The organism is Kribbella sp. DT2 (assembly GCF_049844575.1).
Taxonomy (GTDB): Bacteria; Actinomycetota; Actinomycetes; order Propionibacteriales; family Kribbellaceae; genus Kribbella.
This window is the reverse complement of the sequence record NZ_JBNCLH010000013.1, coordinates 74,526-96,133: the sequence shown is the minus strand read 5'-3', so window position 1 is coordinate 96,133 and position 21,608 is coordinate 74,526. Positions and strand designations below refer to the sequence as shown.

The following is a 21,608-nucleotide window of genomic DNA, read 5'->3' as shown; positions in this document are numbered from 1 at the left end:
CCCGGCGACATCACGGCGCGTGTCGCCCGTATCGTGGCGCGGGGTGTGACCAACGACGCGTGAGGCGGAGAGATGACGGACAACGGTGACCGGACGATGGGCAGGCGCACGATGATCTCGGGCGCGGCGGCGACCGCACTGGTGGCTGCGGGGTACCAGGCGGCCCCGGCGTACGCCGGGCAGCCCCACGGCGGCGGGCACGGCCAGAAGACCGTGCGCCTCAGCGTGCTCGGGACCACGGACCTGCACGGCAACGTCTTCAACTGGGACTACTTCAAGAACGCCGAGTACGACGACACGGCGCACAACGACATCGGTCTCGCGAAGGTCTCCACGCTGGTCAAGGCGGCCCGCGCCGAGATCGCCAAGGACCGGCGCCGCCCGGCCCCGCTGCTGCTGGACGCCGGCGACACCATCCAGGGCACGCCGCTGGCGTACTACTACGCGAAGATCGAGCCCATCACGGGGGGTCACGTCCACCCGATGGCCGCCGCGATGAACGCGATCGGGTACGACGCCGCGGCGCTCGGCAACCACGAGTTCAACTACGGCCTCGACATCCTGCGCAAGTTCCAGCGGCAGCTGAAGTTCCCGCTGCTCGGCGCGAACGCGCAGGACTGGACGACCGGGCTGCCCGTCTTCCCGCCGTACGTGCTGAAGCGGGTGCACGTCCCGGGCGCCGGCCGGCCGATCACCGTCGGCATCCTCGGCCTGACCAACCCGGGCATCGCGATCTGGGACAAGGCGACGGTCGAGAACAAGATCAAGTTCGGCGGCATCGTCGAGCTGGCCAAGTACTGGGTGCCGCGGGTCCGCCGTGCGGGCGCCGACCTCGTGATCGTGTCCGCGCACAGCGGGATCGACCTCAGTTCGTCGTACGGCGACGCGCTGCCGGTGCCGGAGAACGCGGCCGGCCCGATGGCCGAGCAGGTCCCGGGCATCGACGCCGTACTGGTCGGGCACGCGCACCAGGAGATCCCCGAGCGTTTCGTCACGAACCAGCAGACCGGCGAGCAGGTCGTGCTGGTCGAGCCGCTCAAGTGGGGTATGCGGCTGGCGCAGATCGACCTCGACCTGCAGCAGCAGCGCGGCCGGTGGAAGGTCGTCGCGCGGCACAGCCAGGTGCTCAACGCGAACACGGTCGAGGCCGACCCGAAGGTGGTCCGGCTGCTGCAGAAGGACCACGACCAGGTGGTCGAGTACGTCAACTCCAAGATCGGCACCTGTACGACGGCGATGTCGGCCGCGACGGCGCCCTGGGAGGACACCGCCGCGCTCGACTTCGTGAACTTCGTCCAGGCCGACGCGGTGAGCAAGGCGATCGCCGGTACGCCGGAGGCGACGCTGCCGGTGCTCGCGATCGCGGCGCCGTTCAACCGGGCTGCCGCGATCCCGGCCGGGGACGTGTCGGTGCGGGATGTCGCCGGGCTGTACATCTTCGACAACACGCTGCTGGCGGTGAAGATGACGGGCGTGCAGGTTCAGGAGTACCTGGAGTTCAGCGCGCAGTACTTCAAGCAGGTCAGCGGGACCGGACCGTTCACGCCCGACCAGGTGACGAACGCGCCGACCCCGACCGCGCCGACCGGGACGCCGGACTACAACTACGACATCCTCGGCGGGCTCACCAAGCCGCTGGTCTACAAGATCGACCTCGCCAAGCCGGTCGGCTCGCGGATCACCGGACTCTCGTACGACGGCGCGCCGGTGGCCGCGGACCAGGAGTTCGTCGTTGCCGTCAACAACTACCGGCAGTCGGGCGGCGGCAACTTCCCGCACGTGTCGAAGGCTCCGGTGCTGTACAACCAGCAGGTCGAGATCCGGCAGCTGATGATCGACTACGTCACCGCGACCGGCTCGGTCGACCCGGCGGCGTTCGCGACGACGGACTGGTCGCTGGTCTCGAACGGCGCCCCGATCGTCGTCACCGCCTGAGCCCGCTCACGGCGTCAGCAGGATGCGGCCGCCCACGCCGCCCTTCTCCAGGCGGCGGTGGGCCTCGGCCGCCTCGCTGAGCGGGAGCGTCTGCGTCTTCAGCGGGAGCAGGCCCTCCCGCGCTGCGCGGAGGGCGAACTCGGCGGCGGGAGCGATCGCTTCGGGATGACCCGGGAGGTAGGCGCCGACGTTGAAGCCGAGCAGGGCGAGGTTGCCGATCCACAGGTCGTTGGTGGACACGGTGTGGCTCCAGTCGTCGCTGCCGTTGCCGACCAGCAGCATGCGGCCCATCGGCGCCATCACCTGCAGGCTGTCGCTCCGGAGCCGACCGCCGACCGGATCGACGACCACGTCGAACCGCTGGTCGCCGAGGGCGGCGATGTCACCGACCACCTGGTCGTACGGGAGGTCGCTGTCGGTGGTCCCCGTGCGGGAGGTGCCGACCACGGCCTCGGCACCGAGCAGGCGAGCGATGCCGGGGAAGACCGAGGCCAGGCCCCCGTTCGCACCGAGGACCAGCAGGCGTTCGCCGGGCTGGAAGTGGGCGACGCGGGTCAGGGCGAGCTGAGCGGTGACGGCGTTCGGGATGGCGGCGACCGCCAGGGCGGGGTCGACGTCGGTGCCTTCGAGACTGACGGTAGTGGCCGCGGGGACGACGTCGACCGACGCGTAGCCTCCGGCCGGGCCGCTGCCGGAGACGCTGAAGACCGGCTCGCCGACCCGGAAGCCGGTGACGCCGTCGCCGAGCGCGCGCACGGCGCCGGCGACCTCCAGACCCGGGACGTACGGCGGCTGCGGCAGGCCCGGCCGGTCCTTCAGGCGGCCCTGCCGCAGGTAGACGTCGATCAGCCCGACGGCCGCGTGGGTGACGTCGATCGCCGCCCGGCTCGCCGCGGTGACCGAGGCGGCCGGCCTGCATCCGTCCGCCGTACGCCGGTACTTCGCGAGCAAGGAGGAGCTCCTGCTCGAGCTCGCCGAGCGTGGCTGGGGTCGGTGGCGTGAGCTCCTGGCGATCCGCGTCGCCGGTGTCCGTGAGCTTCCGCCGCGCGAACTGGCCGCACTGCTCGCTACGACCCTTGCCGCCCAACCACTGTTCTGCGACCTGCTGACCCACGTGCCGCTCGGTCTGGAGGGCGAGGTCGACCTCGAGCGGGCCCGGCGCTACAAGACCAACTCCTTCGCGGCGTACGACGAGATCGTGGACCTGCTCGTGGCCTGCGGCACCTTGACCGCCGAGCAACTCCACGACCTGATCGCCGCCGCGCTCGGGATGACCGCCAACTTCTGGCAGCTCGCCCACCCGACCGAGACCCTCGCCGAGCTCTACCGGCAGGAACCGCGCTGGGCCCATGTCGCCCTCGACTTCGAGCCCCGCCTCACAAGGTTGCTGCAGGCAACAGCGACAGGCCTGACTCAGGAGCTGCGCCAGTCGGGGTGACCGGGCATCGGCGGTGTGGTCGGGGAGTACAGCCAGCTGTCGAAGTACGCCGTGAGGTCGCGCCCGGAGACCTGGTTGGCAACGGCAACGTAGTCGGCCGTGGAGGCGACCCCGTCGCGGTACCGGTCGTAGAAGGTCTGCTCGATCCGGCGGAAGGTGCTCTCACCGACAAGAGTGTTCAGGCCGGTGAGCAGGAGCTGACCGGGGACGTCGGTGTCGAACACGACCGACCCGGCGTTCTTCAGCCGGCCGGCGGGGCCGAGCTCGTCGCGCTGGGTCTGGTCGGTCGCGTAGGTCTTCTTCAGTTCGCTGGTGAGGTCGATGAAGCCGCGCTCGTCGGCGTACTTGCGCTCGTAGTACCGCGCGTGGCCTTCGCTGATCCACATGTCGTCCCAGCTCCGGACGGCGACCGCGTCACCGAAGTACTGGTGCGCCATCTCGTGCAGGAGCGTCGGTGCCTCGTTCTTCGGCGGCAGGGCGAGCGCGCCGCCGAAGGTCGACAGGGTGGCGGTCTCCAGGGCGACGCCGTTGTAGCCGCTCGGTACGCCGACCACGCCGTACCGCTCGAACGGGAAGCGGCGGCCGAGCTTCTGCTCCAGCCAGGCGAGCTGGGCGGGCGTCTCGCGGGCGGTCAGCTCCATCGCGTCGGTGACGCTCTGCCCGTCGGGGGCCTTCTGCAGCGTGACGTAGCTGCGGATCGGCAGACCGTGCGGCCCGGTCTGCTTGATCTCCCGGAACCGCCCGACCGCGAGCGGCAGGATGTCGGGCTTGATCGGGTGCGCCGTCCGGTAGACCCAGGTGGTCTCATCGTTGTGCGTGTACTTCGCCAGCAGGCGGCCGGCCGACAAGGCTGTGCGGTCGTCCGGGGCGGTCAGCCGGACGGTGTAGCGGGCCTTGTCGCTGGGGTGGTCGTTGCCCGGGAAGAACAGATGCGAACGGTCCGGCTGGCCCATCACCGCGAAGCCGTCGGGGGTGTCTCCCCAGTACTTGATCGGCCAGTCGACGCCCGGCGGCAGGGTGGTTCCGGGAGGTGCCGGGTTCTTGGAACGGTCGGTGACGTACTCGACGTCGACCGTGAAGAGGTGCCGGTCGCGGACGGTCGCGGTGACGATCAGCTTCTCGGCCTTGGCGTCCAGCCGGAACGGAACGCTCCGGCCGTCGACGCGGACCGCGGTGACCTGCTGGCCGACCGAGTCCAGGCTGAACTCCGACAGCGCCTGGGTGGCGAGTGCACGCACGGTGACCGATGCCGCCATCGTCGGACGGTCGGGCTGGTAGCGCAGGCTGAGGTCGTAGTCCTGGACGTCGTAACCACCGTTGCCGAGCGTCGGGAAGAGCCGGTCGCCGGCACTGCGTGCGCCGGGGGTGAAGTGCTCGGAGGAGGTGGCGGCCGGCGCGGTGGTGGCGGTCAGGGTGAGGCTCAGACCGAGGCCAATCGTTGCTGCCAGCAACTTGGTGGTGCGGTACGGGGTGGGCATGTCCCCACCCTGCCGGACCCGGACCCGGCTCCACATCATCCGGTGGGCGACACCCCGGCCCCTACGGAAGTCGTAGGCCGCCGAGGTCTTGACGGGCCGAAAGGCTAAGTGATTTAGTCACTTTGTGACTTACTCAGCCGCGGAGACTCCGAGCCTGTCCGATCGCCTGACCGAGGCGATCCTGGGCATCATCCGGGACCAGGACCTCGGTCCCGGGGACGCGATCCCGTCCGCCCGGGAGCTGGCGAAGCGGTTCGAGCTGACCACGCCGACCATCCGCGAGGCGCTGCGCAAGCTGGAGGCGACCGGCGCGGTCGAGTTCCGGCACGGTTCCGGCACGTACGTCGGACCGACCATCAACAACGTCGTCCTGGCCAACCCGCACCGCCCGCCGATCACCAAGGAGTCGGTGCTGCAGCTGATCGGCGCCCGTCTGGTGATCGAGCCGGCGGTCGCCCACCAGTCGGCGCTGGCGCGCGGCGCGGAAAACCTGGAACGACTCGAAGCCGCCGTGACGAACGCTCTCGTGCCGCCCGGCGGACCGGCGTTCGCGCTGAACTTCCACGTCGAACTGGCCGCCGCCTCGGGCAACCCGCTGCTGGAGGAGGTGCTGACGTCGCTGCTGAAGGTCCGCGTGCGCGAGCAGCAGCAGATCCGGCAGCTGTACGACAACCGCAAACGTGACCACGAGGAGCACCGCGCGATCCTGGACGCCGTCCGGGCGCAGGACGCCGCCGAGGCCGAGCGCCTCACCCGCGAACACCTCGACAACATCCGCGCCGCCGTCAAGGCGTCAAGCTTCCCGGAGCAGTCATGATCAACCGCCTTGCTGAAATGACCACCGACCAGGCCAAGGACGCCGTCCGTACGGCGCCGCTGGTGATCATCCCGGTCGGCGCCCAGGAGCAGCACGGCGGCGGCATGGCGATGGCGACCGACACGGTGCGCGCCGTCGGCGTCGCCGACCTGGTCGCCGAGCGCCTGGCCGGCCGGGCCGTGGTCGCGCCGCCGTTGCCGTACGGCGTCTCGCCGCACCACATGGCCTTCGCCGGCACCATGACGTTGTCCCCGGCAACCTTCGCGTCCGTCGTCCGGGAGCTGGTGGACAGCCTGCACCAGCACGGCTGGCGGCAGTTCCTGGTCGTCACCGGGCACGGCGGCAACAACGCCGCGCTGTCGGTGCTCGCCCAGGAGTACGTGCGCAGCGACCTCACGTTCGCCTGGACCCCGCTGACCGAGATCGTCTCCGACCTGATCACCGACGTCAGCGAGGTGCACGGTCACGCCGGCGAGGCGGAGACCGCGCAGATGCTGTACCTCGCGCCCGAACTGGTCCACTCCGAGGACCTGGAGCCGGGCGCGCTGACGTTCGACGAACTGAGCACCCCGGCCCGCCTGTCCCGCACCAAGCGGGGACCACGGATGTCGGTCGGGTTCGACGTGTACCACAAGCGTGGCGTCCTGGGAGACCCCCGACGCGCCACCGCTGAGCAGGGTCGTCTCCTGGTCGAGACGGCCGCCGACCGGATCGCAGCCTTCGCCGACGAGCTCCTCTCGGCCTGACCCCACCCGGTCCAGCGCCGCTGCGACCGATCGTTTCCCCACTCACTGGACACGCCCGATGCGTTCCAGGCGCGAGCCTGCCCGCCCGCAGGCCGCACGCCCGAGGAGGCACCCCTGATGAGACTCCATCGCCTTGCTCTTGCCGGCCTGGTCACGGCCGGCCTGGTGACCGCCGTGGCCAGTTCACCGTTGGTTCCGGCCACCGCCGCCCCGGCGGCCGGGACCACGCAGGAGCAGCAGGACAGCGTGGCCGACCGCAGTACTGGTTGCTTCAAGCAAACGACGCAGAAGCCCGGGACCGGCGCCGACCACACGCTGGTCAGCGGCGGCATCGAGCGCACCTACCGCCTGCACCTGCCCGCCAAGTACGACGCACGCAAGGCGCAGCAGCTGATCGTCGTCTACCACGGCCGCGGCAAGACCGGTGAGTTCACCGAGGCCTTCTCGGACCTGTCGAAGCTCGACGCGATCGTTGCCTACCCCAACGGTGTGCTCGGCGACGAGGACAAGCAGGCCTGGCAGGGCGCGCCGTACTCGAAGGCCGGTGTCGACGACGTGAAGTTCACCGCCGACCTGCTGGACAGTCTGGAGGCGACGTACTGCGTCGACCAGAACGCGGTCTACGCGACCGGCAAGTCCAACGGCGCCGGCTTCACCGGCATCCTGGCCTGCACGATGGCCGACCGCTTCGCCGCGATCGCCCCGGTCTCCGGCGCGTTCTACATCGAGGGCGACCGCTGCGCCCCCAGCCGCCCGGTCCCGGTGCTCGCGATCCACGGCACCGGCGACACCACCATCCCGTACGGCGGCGACGGGTCGCGCGACCTGCCGAGCGTGCAGACCTGGGTCCGCGACTGGGCCGTCCGCGACCACTGCGACCCGGAGCCGCGGCTGACCACCAAGGGCGATGACGTCCTGACCGCGACGTACAAGGGCTGCAAGGCCGACGTCGTGCACGTCGCCGTGACCGACGGCGGGCACAGCTGGCCGGGGTCGGACGCGGCGTCCGGTCCGGGCTACGTCACGCAGACCTTCGAGGCGCACGAGCTGATCGGTTCGTTCTTCCGCGCGCACAAGCTGAGGAGCTGACATGAGCACGGCGACCGAGGAGACCAAGGAACTGCCGCGCCTGGTGAGGGCGATGGCAGTGATCGAGAGGGCGGGCAACGCGCTGCCGCACCCGTTCTGGCTGTTCTGGATCCTGTCCGCGATCCTCGCGGTGGTGAGCTGGATCCTGTCCGTGCTGGACGTGTCGGTGATCTCGCCGAAGGACGGCAAGACCGTCGCGGTGCAGAACCTGCTGTCCGGTGACGGCCTGCAGATGGCGGTCTCGACGGCGATCTCGAACTTCGCCGAGTTCCCGCCGATGGCGACCATCGTCGTGGTGATCATGGGCGTCGCGCTGGCCGAGCGGACCGGGTTCCTGCAGTCGGTGATGAAGGTCAGCGTCTCGCGGGTCCCGACCTCGATGGTGGTCTTCGCGGTCGCCTTCGCCGGCACCATGTCGCACGTCGCGTCGGCCGCGGCGTACATCATCCTGGTGCCGCTCGGCGGGCTGGCCTTCCGGGCCGTCGGCCGGTCGCCGATCCTCGGCATCGTGGTGGCCTACACCGCGATCGCCTCCGGGTACGACGCCAGCCCGATCCCGACGCCGAACGACGCGATCTTCGCCGGCATCACCGAGGCGGCCGCCAAGACCGTCGACCCGAACGCGTCGATCTCGCCGCTGTCGAACTGGTTCTTCAACATCGCCTCGTCGATCCTGCTGTCACTGGTGATCACGCTGGTGGTCCGGCTGGTGCTGAGCAAGCGGACCGATCTCGACGCGGATCCGGACGCGCCGGGCGACGAGCCGGACGCGCTGCACCTGTCCGACCGCGAGCGGACCGGCCTGCGCCGGGCCGGCCTGGTGTTCCTGCTCGCGGCGGTCGCGATCGTCGCGATCCTGCTGCCGCACAACTCCCCGTTGCGCGGTGAGAACGGCAGCATCGTCGAGTCGCCGTTCCTGGACGGGATCGCGATGGTGGTGGCGATCCTGTTCGGCCTGGTCGGCATCACGTACGGCGTGACCGTCGGCACGATCAAGACCGGCGGTGACGTGCCGAAGCTGATGGCCGAGGGCATCAAGCAGATGGCGCCGGTGCTGGTGCTGTTCTTCGCGATCGCCCAGTTCCTGGCCTACTTCAGCTGGAGCAAGATCGGCGACCTGCTGTCGGCCGAGTCGGCCCGCTGGCTGGGGGAGATCGGGGCGCCGACGGTGGTGATCTTCCTCGGCATCCTGGTGCTGCTGACGCTGATCAACATCCTGGTCACCAGCGGCTCGGCGATGTGGGCGCTGACCGCGCCGATCCTGGTGCCGATGATGCTGCTGCTGAACGTCCCGGCCGAGACCACCCAGGCGCTGTTCCGGATCGCGGACTCGGGATCGACGGCGATCACGCCGATGAGCCCGTACTTCGTGATGGCGCTCGGGTTCCTGCAGCGCTACCGCAAGGACGCCGGCGTCGGCACGCTCGCGTCGTACACGGTGCCGCTGGCGGTCGCGATGACGATCGCCTGGACGCTGCTCTTCCTGGCCTGGTGGGCGCTCGGCATCCCGCTCGGCCCCGGAGCGCCGGTCAGGTAAGCGCGACCCCTGCCGCGCGCAGCTCGACCAGAGTCTGTTCGGTGCTGGCCGGAGCCACCCCTGCGGTGAGCCCGGTCAGCACCGTCGTCGTGAAGCCCTCGCCGTGCGCGTCCAGGGCAGTCGCGCGGACGCAGTAGTCGGTCGCGATCCCGCAGACGTCGACCTCGGTGACGCCCTTGTCCCGCAGCCAGGCGGCCAGGCCCTCCCCGTCGTGCGACTTGCCCTCGAAGCCCGAGTACGCCGCGGCGTACTCGCCCTTGTCGAAGATCGCGTCGAACGGCTGGGGGTCCAGGTTCGGGTGGAAGCCGACGCCGTCGGTGCCGGCCACGCAGTGCTTGGGCCAGGAGCTCACGAAGTCGGGCGTGTCGGAGAAGTGGTCGCCCGGCTCGATGTGGTGGTCGCGGGTGGCGACCACGTACCCGTACTGCCGGTCGTTCGGGTCGGCCTGGTGCCAGTCGTTCAGCAGCTGCCCGATCCGGAACGCGACGTCCGCGCCCCCGGCGACGGCCAGGCTGCCGCCCTCACAGAAGTCGTTCTGCACGTCGACCACGATCAGCGCCCGTGTCATCGCGGGACTCCTCTCTCCTGCCTCCACGGTACAAGCCGCGGTCCCGGATCGCGGTGAGGAGGAGCACGAGCAGGCCCAGTACGGCGAAGACGGCGTTGCCGGTGGTGAGCAGGACCGCCTGCCCGACGGTCGCGTTCTCCATGTTCGTGACGTGGAAGAAGAAGTGCGGGATCGCGAACGCGCTGTAGGCCAGCCCGGCCGGGATCAGGTGGTGGGCCCGCGGCCGGACCAGCGCGAACCCCATCACGATCGCCAGGCCGAGCATCGTCGCGCCGAGGTCGCGGGCGAAGTGCTCGCTGTACGGCGGGTTGATGTCGACGGTGGGGAGGTCGAGGTAGAAGCTCCTCGGGGCGACGGTGTTCCAGACGCCGATCGTGAGCACCTCGAGGAACAGGAAGCCGAGCAGCAGGCGGATGGCGCGGGTCATCGGGAATCTCTCCTTCGTTCGGTGTGCGGCTAGGACCGGACAGGGCGGTGATTCGTGACACGGCGGGTCGGTGTCACGAATCGCCCGGCTGTCCGGTCCTTGCCGTAGGACCGGACAAGAGAGGGTTGTGATGACGAAGTTCCTGGTGACGGGATCGAGCGGGCAGGTCGGGAAGCCGGCGGCGGAGGCGCTGCGGGCGCGCGGGGCCGAGGTGGTTGGTCTGACGCGCCGTGGTGGGCCGGGCGCGGTGGCGGCCGACCTGGTCAGCGGCGAGGGGCTGGACAAGGCTCTGGCCGGCGTCGACACCGTCGTACACCTTGCCTCGGGCAACAACAAGCGCGACCTGCCGATGCTGCGGAACCTGACCACCGCGGCCGCCGCGGCCGGGATCAGGCACCTGGTGATGGTGTCGATCGTCGGGTGCGACCGGGTGCCGCTCGGCTTCTACCGGCAGAAGGTGGAGCTGGAAGAGATCGCGCTGGCGTCCGGCGTACCGGTGACGATCCAGCGGGCGACGCAGTTCCACTCGTTGGTCGAGCAGGTGTTCACCGCGCAGAAGTTCCTGCCGGTCGTCTTCGGGCCGGCCTGGTCGTTCCAGCCGATCGCGGTCGAGGAGGTCGGTGCGCGGATGGCGGAGCTCGCGCAGGGGGCGCCGCGGGGGCGGGCCGAGGACATCGGTGGGCCGCTGCAGCAGACCGTGCGGGAGCTGCACGCGCTGTGGAAGCGAGCGACGGGGAGCCGGCGGCCTGGGGTGATCTTCCGGCCGCCGGGCAAGATGTCGGCCGCGTATGCGGCGGGGGTCCATATGGTGCCGGGGGCGGCGTACGGGCAGCAGACGTTCGAGCAGTACTTGCAGAGTCGATGAGCCGGGGCCCGACCGTGGGTCGGAGGCGGGTGGTGCTGGGGCTGGCGGGGCTGTGCCTGCTGGTGGTGACGGTCGCTTGGCCGAGTGGCGCCTGGGCGCATGGCGGGGTGGCGGCGACGACGCCCGCCGCTGGGGCGCGGCTTGCTGACGCGCCTGCTCGGGTGCGGATCGAGTTCACGACGCCGATCCGCAGTGGGGCGCTCGTGCTGTCGGATGCCTCGGGCAAGCACTGGTCGCGCGGAGAGGCCCGGGTCGAGGGCGTCCTGCTCGAACGGGCGGCCGGGGCCGGGCTTGCGGACGGGGACTACCAGGCGCGCTGGTCGGCGGTGACCGACGACGGGACGCCGCTGGACGGCGTGCTGCGGTTCCGGATCGGGGTCGTGCCGGACGACGGAAACCCGTTCGACGACGTGATCACGGCGCACGGGATCATCCAGCTGCGCAACGCCGCGATCGTCGGGGTCGGGCTGCTGACGCTCGTCACAGCCGCCGCGCTCGCCGGTACCTACCCACGGCCGCGCCGGTGAGAGATGCTTGAAAGATGAACCCGATCCTGCCGCACGGCCTGCACCACGTCACCGCGGTCGCGACCGATCCGCAGCGCAACATCGACTTCTACACGACGGTGCTGGGCCTGCGGCTGGTCAAGCGGACGGTCAACTTCGACCGGCCCGAGCTCTACCACCTGTACTACGGGGACGAGTCGGGCCGGCCGTCGACGCTGCTGACGTTCTTCCCGTGGCCGGAGGCGCCGGACGGCAAGCAAGGCACCGGCCTGGCGACGGCGACCGCGTTCAGCATCCCGCCGGAGAGCCTTGGCTGGTGGCAGCAGCACCTCGCCGGGCTGAAGGTCGACGTCGACGCGCCGGTACGGCGTACGGACGAAGAGGTGATCGCGTTCCGTGACCCCGACGGGCTGGTGATCGAGCTGGTCGCGGCCGAGGGCGACGCGCGGTCGGGGTGGGACGGCGCGGCGGGGATCCCGGCGGAGCACGCGGTCCGCGGGCTGCACGCGATCACGGTGACCGAGGCCGAGCTCGAGCCGACCGCCGAGCTGCTCAGCGGGATGCTCGGGATGACGCTGGGTGACGAGAGCGGCGGACGGGCGCGCTTCACGATGTCCGGTGACAACCCGGGCACGCTGGTCGACGTGGCCGCGGGCGCCGGTGACAAGGGACTGCAGGCGGGCGGCACGGTGCACCACGTCGCGTTCCGGGCGCCTGATCGGGAGACCCAGGCGCAGTGGCGGGAGCAGCTGATCGAGTCGGGTGCGAAGGTGACCGAGATCCTCGACCGGCAGTACTTCACCTCGATCTACTTCCGCGAACCCGGCGGCGTGCTGTTCGAGATCGCGACCGACCAGCCCGGCTTCACCGTCGACGAGCCGCTGCTGGAGCTGGGCCGCTCGCTCAAGCTGCCGCCGTGGCTGGAACCGGACCGGGAGCAGATCGAGAACACGCTGCCCTCGTTGCGGCTGCCCAGCTGAAAGGACCGGCTGCGGACCGGATCCTGACAGGATCCGGAAAAGTCTCCGCGAGCCTGTGACTCGACCTGGGGCGTGTCTCCAAGCCCCTCGCATACTGCGCGGCACTCGGCACGGCACCTCGAAGCACTGGAGCAAAGCCCACGATGGAAAAACATCGAGGGCTTCACTCCAGCACTCCGAGCTACCGCACCGAGCACCTGCTCGCTACGGCGAGGGACTTGGAGACACGCCCTCTCCCGAGTCATAAGGAACCGCATGTCTCGTCTTCTCTTCCTGACCGGCGCGGTGGCCGCCGGCCTGCTCGGTACTGCCCTGCCCGCTGGAGCTGTCGGTGCGCCGGTGGCCGCGCTGCACGGGGACCACCTGTTCCTGGCCAACCTCGACGACGACGCCGGGCGGTGCCAGGCCAAGGCGCGCACGGTCGCCAAGGACGCGGTCGCGCAGGAGGCGGCGTACGACGACGCCTTCTACCAGCGCAAGGCCGAGCTGGACAAGGAGCCGGACAAGGAGAAGGCGGAGCAGCTGTACCAGGAGCTCGTCCGGACGTACCAGCGGCAGAAGAACGCGGCTGATCGGACCATGGCCGCGTGCAACGACGCTGCCGACTCGGTGGTCAACGGGGCTCAGGACGCGAAGGACCTGGCGCGCGTGCGGACGCAGCCGTGGGTCGGCGCGCCTTCTGGTTCGACCGGGCGGATCACGGTGTCGACCGATCGTGTGCGGGTGTTCGTGAAGCGCGGGTCGGGGTGGTCGGCGTCGACTGTACTGACGGCGGACGAGTTGCGGCACGGGGTGGAGCTCGGGATCGAGGGCCGGGACATCGTCCGCGACGCGGCCGTGTGGGACGGTACGGCGTCGGTGAAGCTTGTTGTCAGCGGCAACGGTTGGACGGCGAGCGCTTCGCTGGCGCTCAAGGAGGCGCCGGTGCTGACGCAGCTGAACACGCAGCGGCTGCAGCGGGTGTTCGCCGGTGACGCGGGGGACAGCGACAAGGTCGGTACGGCGTGGCGCGAGCAGGTCGACACGGTGGTCAAGCAGTCCGGCGTACAGGGTGGTTTGGAGCAGCTCGATCAGGCTGATGACAGCTGGACGCAGGATCTGTTCGAGCCGGCGTACATGTCGATTCCTGGTCCGGGTGGCAAGCCGCACGGGATGAAGGTGCTGCTCGGGTCGGTGAACGACTCGCGGCGGGTCGGTTCGCGGGTGATCTTCACCGAGCTGGCCGGGGCCGATGTCGCGGCGGTGCACGTGGAGCACGTTCCGGTGCCGGAGGAGAACGACAGCTACGACTCGATGGGGAACCTGGAGACGATCCCGCCGACGCCCGGGCACCCGGTCGGGCGGATCGTGATCGGGGGCGACGGGTTCGACCACGGGAAGACCGGGCCGGCGCCGGAGATGCTGACGCTGCTGAAGTCGCAGGGGATGCAGGACCCGCTGGCGCTCGACACCTCGTGGCTGACTGTCGGGCATGTCGACGAGTTCCTGCAGTTCGTGCCGGCGCCGGGCAGCCGGCTGGGGTGGCGAGCGCTGATCGCTGATCCGACTGCGGGGCTGGAATTGTTGCGCGGAGCGCAAAAGAGCGGGCACGGCAAGGAAATCATGCACGGCGGGCTGCCGACGCTGGAGTGGCCGTACGACCTGCGGATCGATCAGCGGAGCACTTCAGAGTTCCTTGCTGACCAGCAGTTCGTGGAGACGAACGAGCGGGCCGCCTCGAAGATTCAGGCGAACGTCGAGGTGCTGAAGGCCCAGGCCGGTCTGACCGATGCGGACCTGGTGCGGGTGCCGTCGCTGTTCACCGCGAAGTCGATGGACTACGGGATGCTCGAGACCGAGATCAACCAGATGAAGGCCGGGCCGGACAAGGACAAGGCGATCGCCAAGCTGCACGCGATGCGGGACGGGGTGGCGGAGATCCCGGGTGCGGTGAACGGGTTGGTGCTGAACGGCGGGCAGTACGTCGCACCGAAGCCGTACGGGCCGGTGGTCAACGGCAAGGACGTCTTCGCGTCCGCGATCGACAAGGCACTGCGCGAGATCGGCTACCAGGTCACCTACGCCGACGACCTGACGTCAGAGCACGTCTCCGAAGGCGAGATCCACTGCGCGACGAACACCTTGAGGGACTCGCTCTCCACACGATGGTGGAACTAAGGCCTTGCTGGCACCGGGCGGGTCTGGTCCTTCTTTCGTGCCCGGTAGGCCTTCGCCTTCATCTTGTTGCCGCAGGTCTCCATCGCGCACCACTCGCGGCGGCCTCCTCGGGAGCGGTCCAGGTAGACCTGGGTGCACTCGGGGCGGCCGCACTCCTTGAGCAGTTCGGCGTCGGAGCCGCCGAGGACGGCGATCGCGTCGCGGGCGACCGCGGACAGGGCCTGGTCGGCGGTGGCCTCGATCCGGTGACCGTCCGGGACGAGCTGGGGGACTGCTGCCGGGAAACGCGCCGCCGCATTGAGGATCGCGGCGGCGTGCTCGTCGTACGGGAGCTCGTTGAGCCGGGCGAAGACGAGCGTGTAGATGGCTTCGCGGACGCTGACGGCCTTCGGGATGTCGGCCGCACCGCAGCTGACCTCGCTGCCGGCGACGACACCCGCCTCGCGGTACCAGGACGCGAGGCCGGTGGGCGCGGTGAGCGTCTCCCGCGGGCCGGGGTTGCGGCGCGCCTTCAGCGTGCCGACGAAGTCGAGGGCGGTGTTGCCACACGGAAAGGCATGCTCCACGTCACCAGCTTGGCAGGTGACGACCAGCGATGCAACGGCCGCCACCGTGCGACGACTGCCTCCATGTATGACGGCTGCCTCGTTGTGGGACGACTGACGTGTTGTACCGCTGCAGTCGTCGCCTACGGCTGCAGTCGGCGTTCGGCGGAGCCTCGTCGTGTGTGCCCGCGGCAAGGTCAGCTGAGGTGGTGGGCGATCTCGGCGGCCAGGGCGGTGGTGAGGGACTCAGGGGTGTCGTCGGGGAGCTCCGGTACGACGTGGTGGACGATGCCGGCGGTCTGCAGATCGGCGGCGGCGATGCGTTGCGTGGTGGCGAGCGCGGACGCGTAGGCGGTGTCGCCGTACATGATCGCGCTGGCGCCTTCGGGCGGAAGCGGCGCGAGCCAGGCATGGCCGGCGGCGATCACGGTCGTTGCCGGGAGCAACGCGAGCGCGCCGCCGCCGGTGCCCTGGCCGAGCAGCACGGAGACAGTCGGGACGGTCAGCGTGCTCATCGTCGCGATGCACTGGGCGATCTCGCCGGCCAGCCCGCCTTCCTCGGCGGCCCGCGAGAGTTCGGCGCCTGCGGTGTCGATCAGTGTGACCAGCGGGAGACCGAGATCTTCCGCCAAGCGCATCCCGCGCCGCGCCGCGCGGAGGGCGGACGGTCCGAGCGGGCGGTCCGACTCGCGATCCTGCCCGACGAGCACGCACGGCCGACCGTCCACGCGCGTCAACGCGACCAGCACACTGGCGTCGGCAGAAGTCAGCCGAACGGTGCCCGTACAGGCAAAGCGCAGGAACTCGCGGACTCCGGCCCGGTCCGCCCGCCGCGTCGACGTAACGGCCTCCCAGCCGTCCGTGGCGAGGACGATTGCGTCAGCCTCCGTGACTGCGGAGTGGGAGGTAGCGGCGTCGGCGGGGGCGTGGGGGCCGTCTGTGGTGGCGAGTGCGTCTGTTGCTGTGGGGGCTGAGCGGTTGCCGGTGCGTCGATCCAGCGTGGGCGGCGTCGGGGGATCGACGAGTATGCCCAAGGCGCGGTCGAGCAGGACCGGGAGGTCGACCGACTCGACCACGCCGTCGATGACGCCGTGCTCGGCCAGGTTCTCCGCGGTTTGTACGTCGGCGGGGAACGGCTCGTCGTACAGGGCTTGGTAGACCTTCGGGCCGAGGAATCCGATCAGCGCGCCTGGCTCGGCGACGGTGACGTGACCGAGGGAACCCCAGGAGGCGAAGACGCCGCCGGTGGTGGGGTGCCGCAGGTGGACGAGGTACGGCAGGCCGGCGGCCTTGTGGTCCATCAGGGCGCGGGAGATGCGGACCATCTCGAAGAACGCCGGGGCGCCTTCCTGCATGCGCGTTCCGCCTGATGCCGTCGAGGCGAGGATGGGCAGGCCTTCCGCGGTCGCCCGGCGGACGGCGGAGGTGATCCGTGCCGCCGCCGCGCGTCCGATCGATCCGGCCAGGAACGCGAACTCACTCACCAGTACGGCGACCGGCCGGCCGTGCATCAGCCCGCGCCCCGTCAGCACCGACTCGTCGGCCCCCGACCGCTCAGTTGCCTTGGTGAGTTGGTCCAGGTACGTCGGGGAGTGCCCAGTGAGATCGGCGGGTTCGTCCCATGACTCGAAGGAGTCCAGGACAACGTCGATGAGTTCTCGGGCGCTCATGACACCCAGCCCCGGATCTCCTCGCCGTGCTGATCCAGCGTCGGCGGCGCCGCGTGGTCCTGCCGAGTCTTCTCAGCGCCGTCCACCCCGAAGAACCGCAGCGGCGGCCCAGGCAGTCGCACAGAACCCAGCGACGAGTGCTCGACATCGATCAGCAGCCCCTGGCTCGCCGTCTGCTCCCACTCGTACACCTCGTCCAGCCGCCGCACCTTGCCCGCCGGCACCCCGACCTCGTCGAGCCGCGCCAGCAACCGCTCGGCAGGCCATTCGGCAAAGGCCGCCTCGACCACCGAGATCACCCGCGCCCGATCGGCCACCCGCACGGCGTTCGTCTCCAGTCCGGTCTCGTCCAGCCCGAACGCCCCGACCAGTCGTTGCCACAGGCTCTCACTGCCGACCGCGATCTGCACCGACCCGTCCGCGCAGCCGAACAGCCCGTACGGCGCGATCGACGGATGATGGTTGCCCTGCGCAACACCAACCTCCCCGGCCACCGTGTACCGCGTGCCCTGGAACGCGTGCACCCCGACCGCCGCCGCCAGCAGCGACGTCCGCACGACCTGCCCGACGCCGGTCTGGTCCCGCTCCCGCAAAGCAGCCAGTACGCCGTACGCGCCGTACATCCCCGCCAGCAGATCCCCGATCGGGACCCCGACCCGCTGCGGATCCGAAGGCCCGGACCCGGTCAGCGACATCAACCCGGCCTCGCCCTGCGCGATCTGGTCGTACCCGGCGCGCCCACCCTCGGGCCCGTCGTGCCCGAATCCGGTGATGGACAGCGCGACCAGCCGTGGATTCCTGGCCTGCAACGACTCCAGCCCGAGTCCGAGCCGCTCCAGCACGTCGGTCCGGAAGTTCTCCACCAGCACGTCGGCACGGTCGATCAACCGCAGCAGGACCTCGCGGTCGCCGGCATCCTTCAGGTCGAGCGCGATCGACTCCTTGTTCCGGTTCGCCGACAGGAAGTACGTCGACTCGTCGCCGACGAACGGCGGCCCCCAGCCGCGCGTGTCGTCGCCGCGGCCCGGCGCCTCGATCTTGATCACCCGCGCGCCGAGGTCCCCGAGCATCATCGTCGCGTGCGGCCCGGCCAGCGCCCGGGACAGATCGACGACCAGTACGCCGTCCAGTGGCCCACTCATCGGCTCACCACCCCGGCAGGACCAGGGCGGCCCAGACCAGCAGCGGGCCGACCAGGACGACGATCATGCTGTAGGTCAGGATCTGCTTGTAGTACACGGGTTCGCTGATCGTGTCCGGCTTGTTGGCCAGCATCAGCGCGCCGTTGGTCGAGAACGGGCTGACGTCGACGATCGTCGACGCGATCGCCAGTGCGGCGACGAACAGGCCGGCGTTGATCCCGCCGTTCGCGATCAGCGGTACGGCGATCGGGATGATCACCGGCAGCAGCGCGGTCGACGAGGCGAATGCCGAGACCACGCCGCCGACGTAGCAGAGCACCAGCGCGCCGATCGCGACCGCGCCCAGCCCGGCGGCCCAGTTCCCGACGAACTCCGGCGAACCGGCCTCGGTCAGGATCGCGGCGTACGTGCTCACTCCGGCGACCAGCAGGACGGTCGGCCAGGCGATCTGCTTGACCGCGTCCTTGTGCTCCTTCGGCGCCAGCATCGCGAGGATCACCGCGGCGGTGATCGCGACGAAGCCGATGTTCTTGTCGAAGGCGAGCGCGACGACGGCGACGCCGACGAACGCGATCAGCGTCAGCACCTGGTCACGCCGTACGCCGAGCGCCTGCGTCCCGGTCGGTGCCGACGTACCGTAACCGCGCGCCGGGACGGTCGCGCCCCCACGATGCAGATCCTCGGTCAGGGAGTCGTCGTCCGGATCGACCCGCTGGGCCATCAGCTTGCGCCCGCCGAACAGCACGAACAGGATCGCCGCCATCACCAGGTTGACGGCCAGGCTGGCCAGGAACACCGTCATCTCGCTCGACGGCAGGTTGTTGTCCTCCATCACCGAGTTGGTGATCGTGCCGTAGATGCTGATCGGGGAGAACCCGCCGCCCTGGGCGCCGTGCACGACGAACATGCCCATCATCAGCGGGTTGATCTTGTACCGGGCGGCGAAGCCGAGCGCGATCGGGCCGATGATCGCGCAGGCGGCCGGGCTGGCCGCGCCGATCGCGGTCAGCAGCGCGGTCACCGCGAACATCACCCACGGGATCAGCGCGACCCGGCCGCCGACCGCGCGGACCGCGGATCTGACGATCAGGTCCACGGTGCCGTTGTTCTTGGCGATCGCGAACAGGTAGGTGACACCGATCAGCGTCAGGATCAGGTCACCGCTGACCCCGCCGAGAATGTCCTTCTCGCTCAGGTCGAGCGAGAACATGCCGACCAGCCACGCCGCGACGTACGCGAGCGCGCCCATGTTGATCGGCAGCAGCGTGCCGATCACGAACAAGGCGACCAGCGCCAGGATCGCTACCCATTCCGGGCCCATCTTGGTTCTCCAGACGATGTGGGGCGGTGAGATCACAGTCACAGTTGGCTCAGTGACCTAGCCAATAGCTCAGTGACCCACTTGTCAATACATTGGTGCTCATGGACGACACCCCGCGCTTCCCCCGTCCCGTACTGCGGACCCGCCTCTACGAGCAGGTCGCGGAGCAGATCACCGGGTGGATCGCGGAGAACGGGCTGCGGGCCGGTGATCGGCTGCCGCCCGAGCGGGAGCTCGCCGTCCGGCTCGGGGTGAGCCGGGCGACGCTGAGCCAGGCGCTGGTCGCGCTCGAGGTGATCGGCGTGGTCGTCGTACGGCACGGTGACGGGACTGTGCTGACCGAGCGGGCGCGGACCGCGCCGGTGATCGAGGCGATCCGGGCGCACGCCGACCGGCTGCCGGAGATCATCGAGGCCCGCGACGCGCTGGAGTCGAAGCTCGCGGCGCTGGCGGCCGTACGGCGTACCGACGCCGACGTGGTCGCGATCCAGGCGGCGCTGGCCGCGATGGAACGCGACATCGCGGCCGGCGGACGCGGCGTCGAGGCGGACGAGCAGTTCCACGGCGCGGTCACCACGGCGGCCCGGTCGGAGCTGCTGGCGCAGATGATGGCGGCGCTCCACGACCTGATCCGGGAGACCCGGATCGAGTCGTTGTCCCAACCGGGCCGGCCGAAGGACTCGCTGGCCGGGCACCGCAAGGTCGCCGAAGCGATCGTCGCGGGCGACCCGAACGCGGCCTCGGCGGCCATGCACGACCATGTGCTGCTGGTCAGCGACGTCGCTCTGCTGCGTGAGCAGCGTGGAGCTGATGCCGCCGAGCCGGCGCCCGCTCAGCGGCGTACGGACGACGACCTCGAGGTCGAGCAGCCGTGACGGGCACCGAGCATCTGATCATCATCGCGGCGGGTCTGGGAGCAGGGCTGCTGACTTCCACCGTCGGGGTCGCCTCACTCGTGAGCTTCCCCGTACTGGTTGCCCTGGGCATCCCACCGGTGGTCGCGAACGCGTCCAACACGGTCGGGCTGATCCCTGCCGGTCTCGGCGGATCGCTGGGGTATCGCCGAGAGCTCCGCGAGCAACCCGCGGTCACCTGGCTCGTCGTCGCCACCTGCGCGATCGGCTCGATCGGCGGCGCGGTGCTGCTGCTCGCACTGCCCTCAGGGGTCTTCGAGGCGATCGTGCCCTGGCTGATCCTGTTCACCTGCCTGATCGTCGGCGCCACCCCGACGATCTCGAAGTGGCTGCGGTCCCGCCGGCCCGACGAGGTCGCGCCGCGGACGAAGATGTCGCCGCTGACCACGTTCTTCGCGGCCCTGACCGGCGTGTACGGCGGCTACTTCGGCGCCGGCTCCGGCGTGATGATGATGGCCGTGCTGGGCCTCGGCCTGGACCTCGAGCTGCGCATCGTCAACGCGCTCAAGACCCTCGCCGTCCTGGCCGCGAACGTCGTCGCCGGCCTGATCTTCGTCTTCGTCGCCGACCTCGACTACACCGCGGTCGGCCTGCTCGCGATCGGCTCGGTCGTCGGCGGGTACGCCGGCGCCCACATCGGCCGCGTGCTGCCGCCGACGCTGCTCCGGATCCTGATCGTTCTGGCCGGCATCATCGCCGCGGTCACGATGCTCACCTGACCGGCGGCGTCAGACCCTTCAGCAGGTCGTCGGCTTCGGCCTCGTCGACGGGCTCGTACCGGCTGTTCCGCAGCTCCTCCAAGGCGACCGCGGCCAGTCCGACGACTCCGGCCTTCGCCGCCTCGGCGAGCTTCGGATCACCTTCGGTCAACGCGCCGAGAGGTGCGGCGGCACCCGCGATCGACACCAGTACGACGATCCGCAGCGCCGAGCTGAGAAAGGCGTCGAGCTGCTCGTGGTCGACCTGCCGCAGCTGGTCGCGCAGCTCTTCGGCCTGCGCGATCGCTTCCTCGGTCGGACCGGCGTACCCCCGCGCGGTCAGCGCGTCCACGATCTCGGCCACGTCCTCGCCGTCGAGATCGAGGAAGTCGGCCGCGGCGTCCAGCGGCTTGTAGCCGGTCGCCTCGACCAGCAACGGCACCGCCTCGACCACGCGCTCCCGCGCCTTCGCGTGCTCGACCCCGCGCAGCAGCAGCACCGCCGTGGTGAAGGCAACGTCGAGATCCGCCACCACGTTCTTCAGCTCCCGCGCACCGTCCGACCCCGAGGCCAGCGCGGCGGCGCGCTCCTTCTCGTGGTCGAACAACCGCCGAGGCATCGGCACCGACGCGATCACCGGCTGGAACGCCCCGACCGACAGCGCGGCCGTCCGGTCCACCGGCGCCTTCTCACCAGGCTTCACCGGCGCCCCGGCGCCCTTGCCCGGCACCTTGAAGAAATCCTCGCGTCGCGGACCACCAGAGGTAAGACTCAC

At 70.2% G+C, this 21,608-nt stretch carries 21 protein-coding genes; 12 read left to right on the top strand and 9 right to left on the bottom strand.

The annotated features are described in order from the left end of the window. The first annotated feature begins 72 nt into the window (after window positions 1-72). Window positions 73-1,935: a bifunctional metallophosphatase/5'-nucleotidase gene (locus ACLQ2O_RS38520; protein ID WP_425842422.1), complete on the top strand. Its 1,863-nt coding sequence runs from the start codon at window positions 73-75 to the stop codon at window positions 1,933-1,935. Window positions 1,936-1,941: 6 nt separating this feature from the next. Here ACLQ2O_RS38520 and ACLQ2O_RS38515 read toward each other — a convergent pair whose 3' ends face one another. After that, window positions 1,942-2,886: a quinone oxidoreductase family protein gene (locus ACLQ2O_RS38515; RefSeq protein WP_425842421.1), complete on the bottom strand. Its 945-nt coding sequence runs from the start codon at window positions 2,884-2,886 to the stop codon at window positions 1,942-1,944. Here ACLQ2O_RS38515 and ACLQ2O_RS38510 point away from each other — a divergent pair. Beyond that, on the top strand, window positions 2,831-3,373 hold the full coding sequence (locus ACLQ2O_RS38510) for a hypothetical protein (protein ID WP_425842420.1): 543 nt from the start codon (window positions 2,831-2,833) through the stop codon (window positions 3,371-3,373). The genes ACLQ2O_RS38515 and ACLQ2O_RS38510 overlap by 56 nt on opposite strands. On the opposite strand, the gene ACLQ2O_RS38505 is transcribed toward ACLQ2O_RS38510, so the two are convergent. Continuing rightward, window positions 3,349-4,851, bottom strand: coding sequence for a M1 family metallopeptidase (locus tag ACLQ2O_RS38505; protein WP_425842419.1), 1,503 nt, complete (start codon window positions 4,849-4,851; stop codon window positions 3,349-3,351). The genes ACLQ2O_RS38510 and ACLQ2O_RS38505 overlap by 25 nt on opposite strands. 124 nt (window positions 4,852-4,975) lie before the next feature. Between ACLQ2O_RS38505 and ACLQ2O_RS38500 the strand changes: the two genes are divergently transcribed. The 4 genes from ACLQ2O_RS38500 to ACLQ2O_RS38485 all read left to right on the top strand — a co-directional run bounded on the left by ACLQ2O_RS38500 (window position 4,976) and on the right by ACLQ2O_RS38485 (window position 9,040). Beyond that, window positions 4,976-5,668, top strand: a complete 693-nt coding sequence (locus ACLQ2O_RS38500; RefSeq protein ID WP_425842418.1) for a FadR/GntR family transcriptional regulator — start codon at window positions 4,976-4,978, stop codon at window positions 5,666-5,668. Further along, a complete protein-coding gene (locus ACLQ2O_RS38495) occupies window positions 5,665-6,414 on the top strand; it encodes a creatininase family protein (RefSeq protein ID WP_425842417.1) in 750 nt (249 codons plus the stop codon). Before ACLQ2O_RS38500 ends, ACLQ2O_RS38495 begins: the two co-directional genes overlap by 4 nt. 117 nt (window positions 6,415-6,531) lie before the next feature. Next, window positions 6,532-7,503 carry an alpha/beta hydrolase family esterase gene (locus tag ACLQ2O_RS38490; RefSeq protein WP_425842416.1) on the top strand — a complete coding sequence of 324 codons (972 nt, stop codon included), beginning with the start codon at window positions 6,532-6,534 and terminating at the stop codon, window positions 7,501-7,503. Window position 7,504: 1 nt separating this feature from the next. Continuing rightward, window positions 7,505-9,040 carry an AbgT family transporter gene (locus tag ACLQ2O_RS38485; protein WP_425842415.1) on the top strand — a complete coding sequence of 512 codons (1,536 nt, stop codon included), beginning with the start codon at window positions 7,505-7,507 and terminating at the stop codon, window positions 9,038-9,040. Here the strand turns inward: ACLQ2O_RS38485 and ACLQ2O_RS38480 are convergent. Both ACLQ2O_RS38480 and ACLQ2O_RS38475 read right to left on the bottom strand, forming a co-directional pair. Then, a complete protein-coding gene (locus tag ACLQ2O_RS38480) occupies window positions 9,033-9,608 on the bottom strand; it encodes a nicotinamidase (RefSeq protein WP_425842414.1) in 576 nt (191 codons plus the stop codon). The genes ACLQ2O_RS38485 and ACLQ2O_RS38480 overlap by 8 nt on opposite strands. Next, window positions 9,562-10,035 (bottom strand): hypothetical protein, encoded by a 474-nt coding sequence (locus tag ACLQ2O_RS38475; RefSeq protein WP_425842413.1) that lies wholly within the window; start codon window positions 10,033-10,035, stop codon window positions 9,562-9,564. Before ACLQ2O_RS38475 ends, ACLQ2O_RS38480 begins: the two co-directional genes overlap by 47 nt. A gap of 130 nt (window positions 10,036-10,165) precedes the next feature. Between ACLQ2O_RS38475 and ACLQ2O_RS38470 the strand changes: the two genes are divergently transcribed. The 4 genes from ACLQ2O_RS38470 (at window position 10,166) to ACLQ2O_RS38455 (ending at window position 14,543) form a co-directional block, all read left to right on the top strand. Beyond that, window positions 10,166-10,900, top strand: coding sequence for an SDR family oxidoreductase (locus ACLQ2O_RS38470; RefSeq protein ID WP_425842412.1), 735 nt, complete (start codon window positions 10,166-10,168; stop codon window positions 10,898-10,900). A 32-nt stretch (window positions 10,901-10,932) separates the two neighbouring features. After that, complete coding sequence (locus ACLQ2O_RS38465) at window positions 10,933-11,427, top strand: copper resistance CopC family protein (protein WP_425842411.1); 495 nt, start codon at window positions 10,933-10,935, stop codon at window positions 11,425-11,427. 14 nt (window positions 11,428-11,441) lie between these two features. Further along, on the top strand, window positions 11,442-12,386 hold the full coding sequence (locus ACLQ2O_RS38460) for a ring-cleaving dioxygenase (RefSeq protein ID WP_425842410.1): 945 nt from the start codon (window positions 11,442-11,444) through the stop codon (window positions 12,384-12,386). A 255-nt stretch (window positions 12,387-12,641) separates the two neighbouring features. Next, window positions 12,642-14,543: a protein-arginine deiminase family protein gene (locus ACLQ2O_RS38455; protein ID WP_425842409.1), complete on the top strand. Its 1,902-nt coding sequence runs from the start codon at window positions 12,642-12,644 to the stop codon at window positions 14,541-14,543. Here the strand turns inward: ACLQ2O_RS38455 and ACLQ2O_RS38450 are convergent. From ACLQ2O_RS38450 to ACLQ2O_RS38435, 4 genes are all read right to left on the bottom strand, one after another. Then, on the bottom strand, window positions 14,540-15,109 hold the full coding sequence (locus ACLQ2O_RS38450; RefSeq protein ID WP_425842408.1) for a CGNR zinc finger domain-containing protein: 570 nt from the start codon (window positions 15,107-15,109) through the stop codon (window positions 14,540-14,542). The genes ACLQ2O_RS38455 and ACLQ2O_RS38450 overlap by 4 nt on opposite strands. A 176-nt stretch (window positions 15,110-15,285) precedes the next feature. Then, window positions 15,286-16,758 (bottom strand): carboxyl transferase domain-containing protein, encoded by a 1,473-nt coding sequence (locus ACLQ2O_RS38445; RefSeq protein WP_425842407.1) that lies wholly within the window; start codon window positions 16,756-16,758, stop codon window positions 15,286-15,288. Next, complete coding sequence (locus tag ACLQ2O_RS38440; RefSeq protein ID WP_425842406.1) at window positions 16,755-17,900, bottom strand: CaiB/BaiF CoA transferase family protein; 1,146 nt, start codon at window positions 17,898-17,900, stop codon at window positions 16,755-16,757. The genes ACLQ2O_RS38445 and ACLQ2O_RS38440 overlap by 4 nt, the downstream gene beginning before the upstream one ends. Window positions 17,901-17,904: 4 nt before the next feature. Next, window positions 17,905-19,221 (bottom strand): SLC13 family permease, encoded by a 1,317-nt coding sequence (locus ACLQ2O_RS38435; protein WP_425842405.1) that lies wholly within the window; start codon window positions 19,219-19,221, stop codon window positions 17,905-17,907. Between the two features lie 101 nt (window positions 19,222-19,322). Between ACLQ2O_RS38435 and ACLQ2O_RS38430 the strand changes: the two genes are divergently transcribed. After that, window positions 19,323-20,096 carry a FadR/GntR family transcriptional regulator gene (locus tag ACLQ2O_RS38430; protein WP_425842404.1) on the top strand — a complete coding sequence of 258 codons (774 nt, stop codon included), beginning with the start codon at window positions 19,323-19,325 and terminating at the stop codon, window positions 20,094-20,096. Beyond that, window positions 20,093-20,854 carry a sulfite exporter TauE/SafE family protein gene (locus ACLQ2O_RS38425; RefSeq protein WP_425842403.1) on the top strand — a complete coding sequence of 254 codons (762 nt, stop codon included), beginning with the start codon at window positions 20,093-20,095 and terminating at the stop codon, window positions 20,852-20,854. The genes ACLQ2O_RS38430 and ACLQ2O_RS38425 overlap by 4 nt, the downstream gene beginning before the upstream one ends. Here ACLQ2O_RS38425 and ACLQ2O_RS38420 read toward each other — a convergent pair. After that, window positions 20,847-21,608, bottom strand: a complete 762-nt coding sequence (locus ACLQ2O_RS38420; protein ID WP_425842402.1) for a hypothetical protein — start codon at window positions 21,606-21,608, stop codon at window positions 20,847-20,849. The two genes, ACLQ2O_RS38425 and ACLQ2O_RS38420, sit on opposite strands and share 8 nt — an antisense overlap.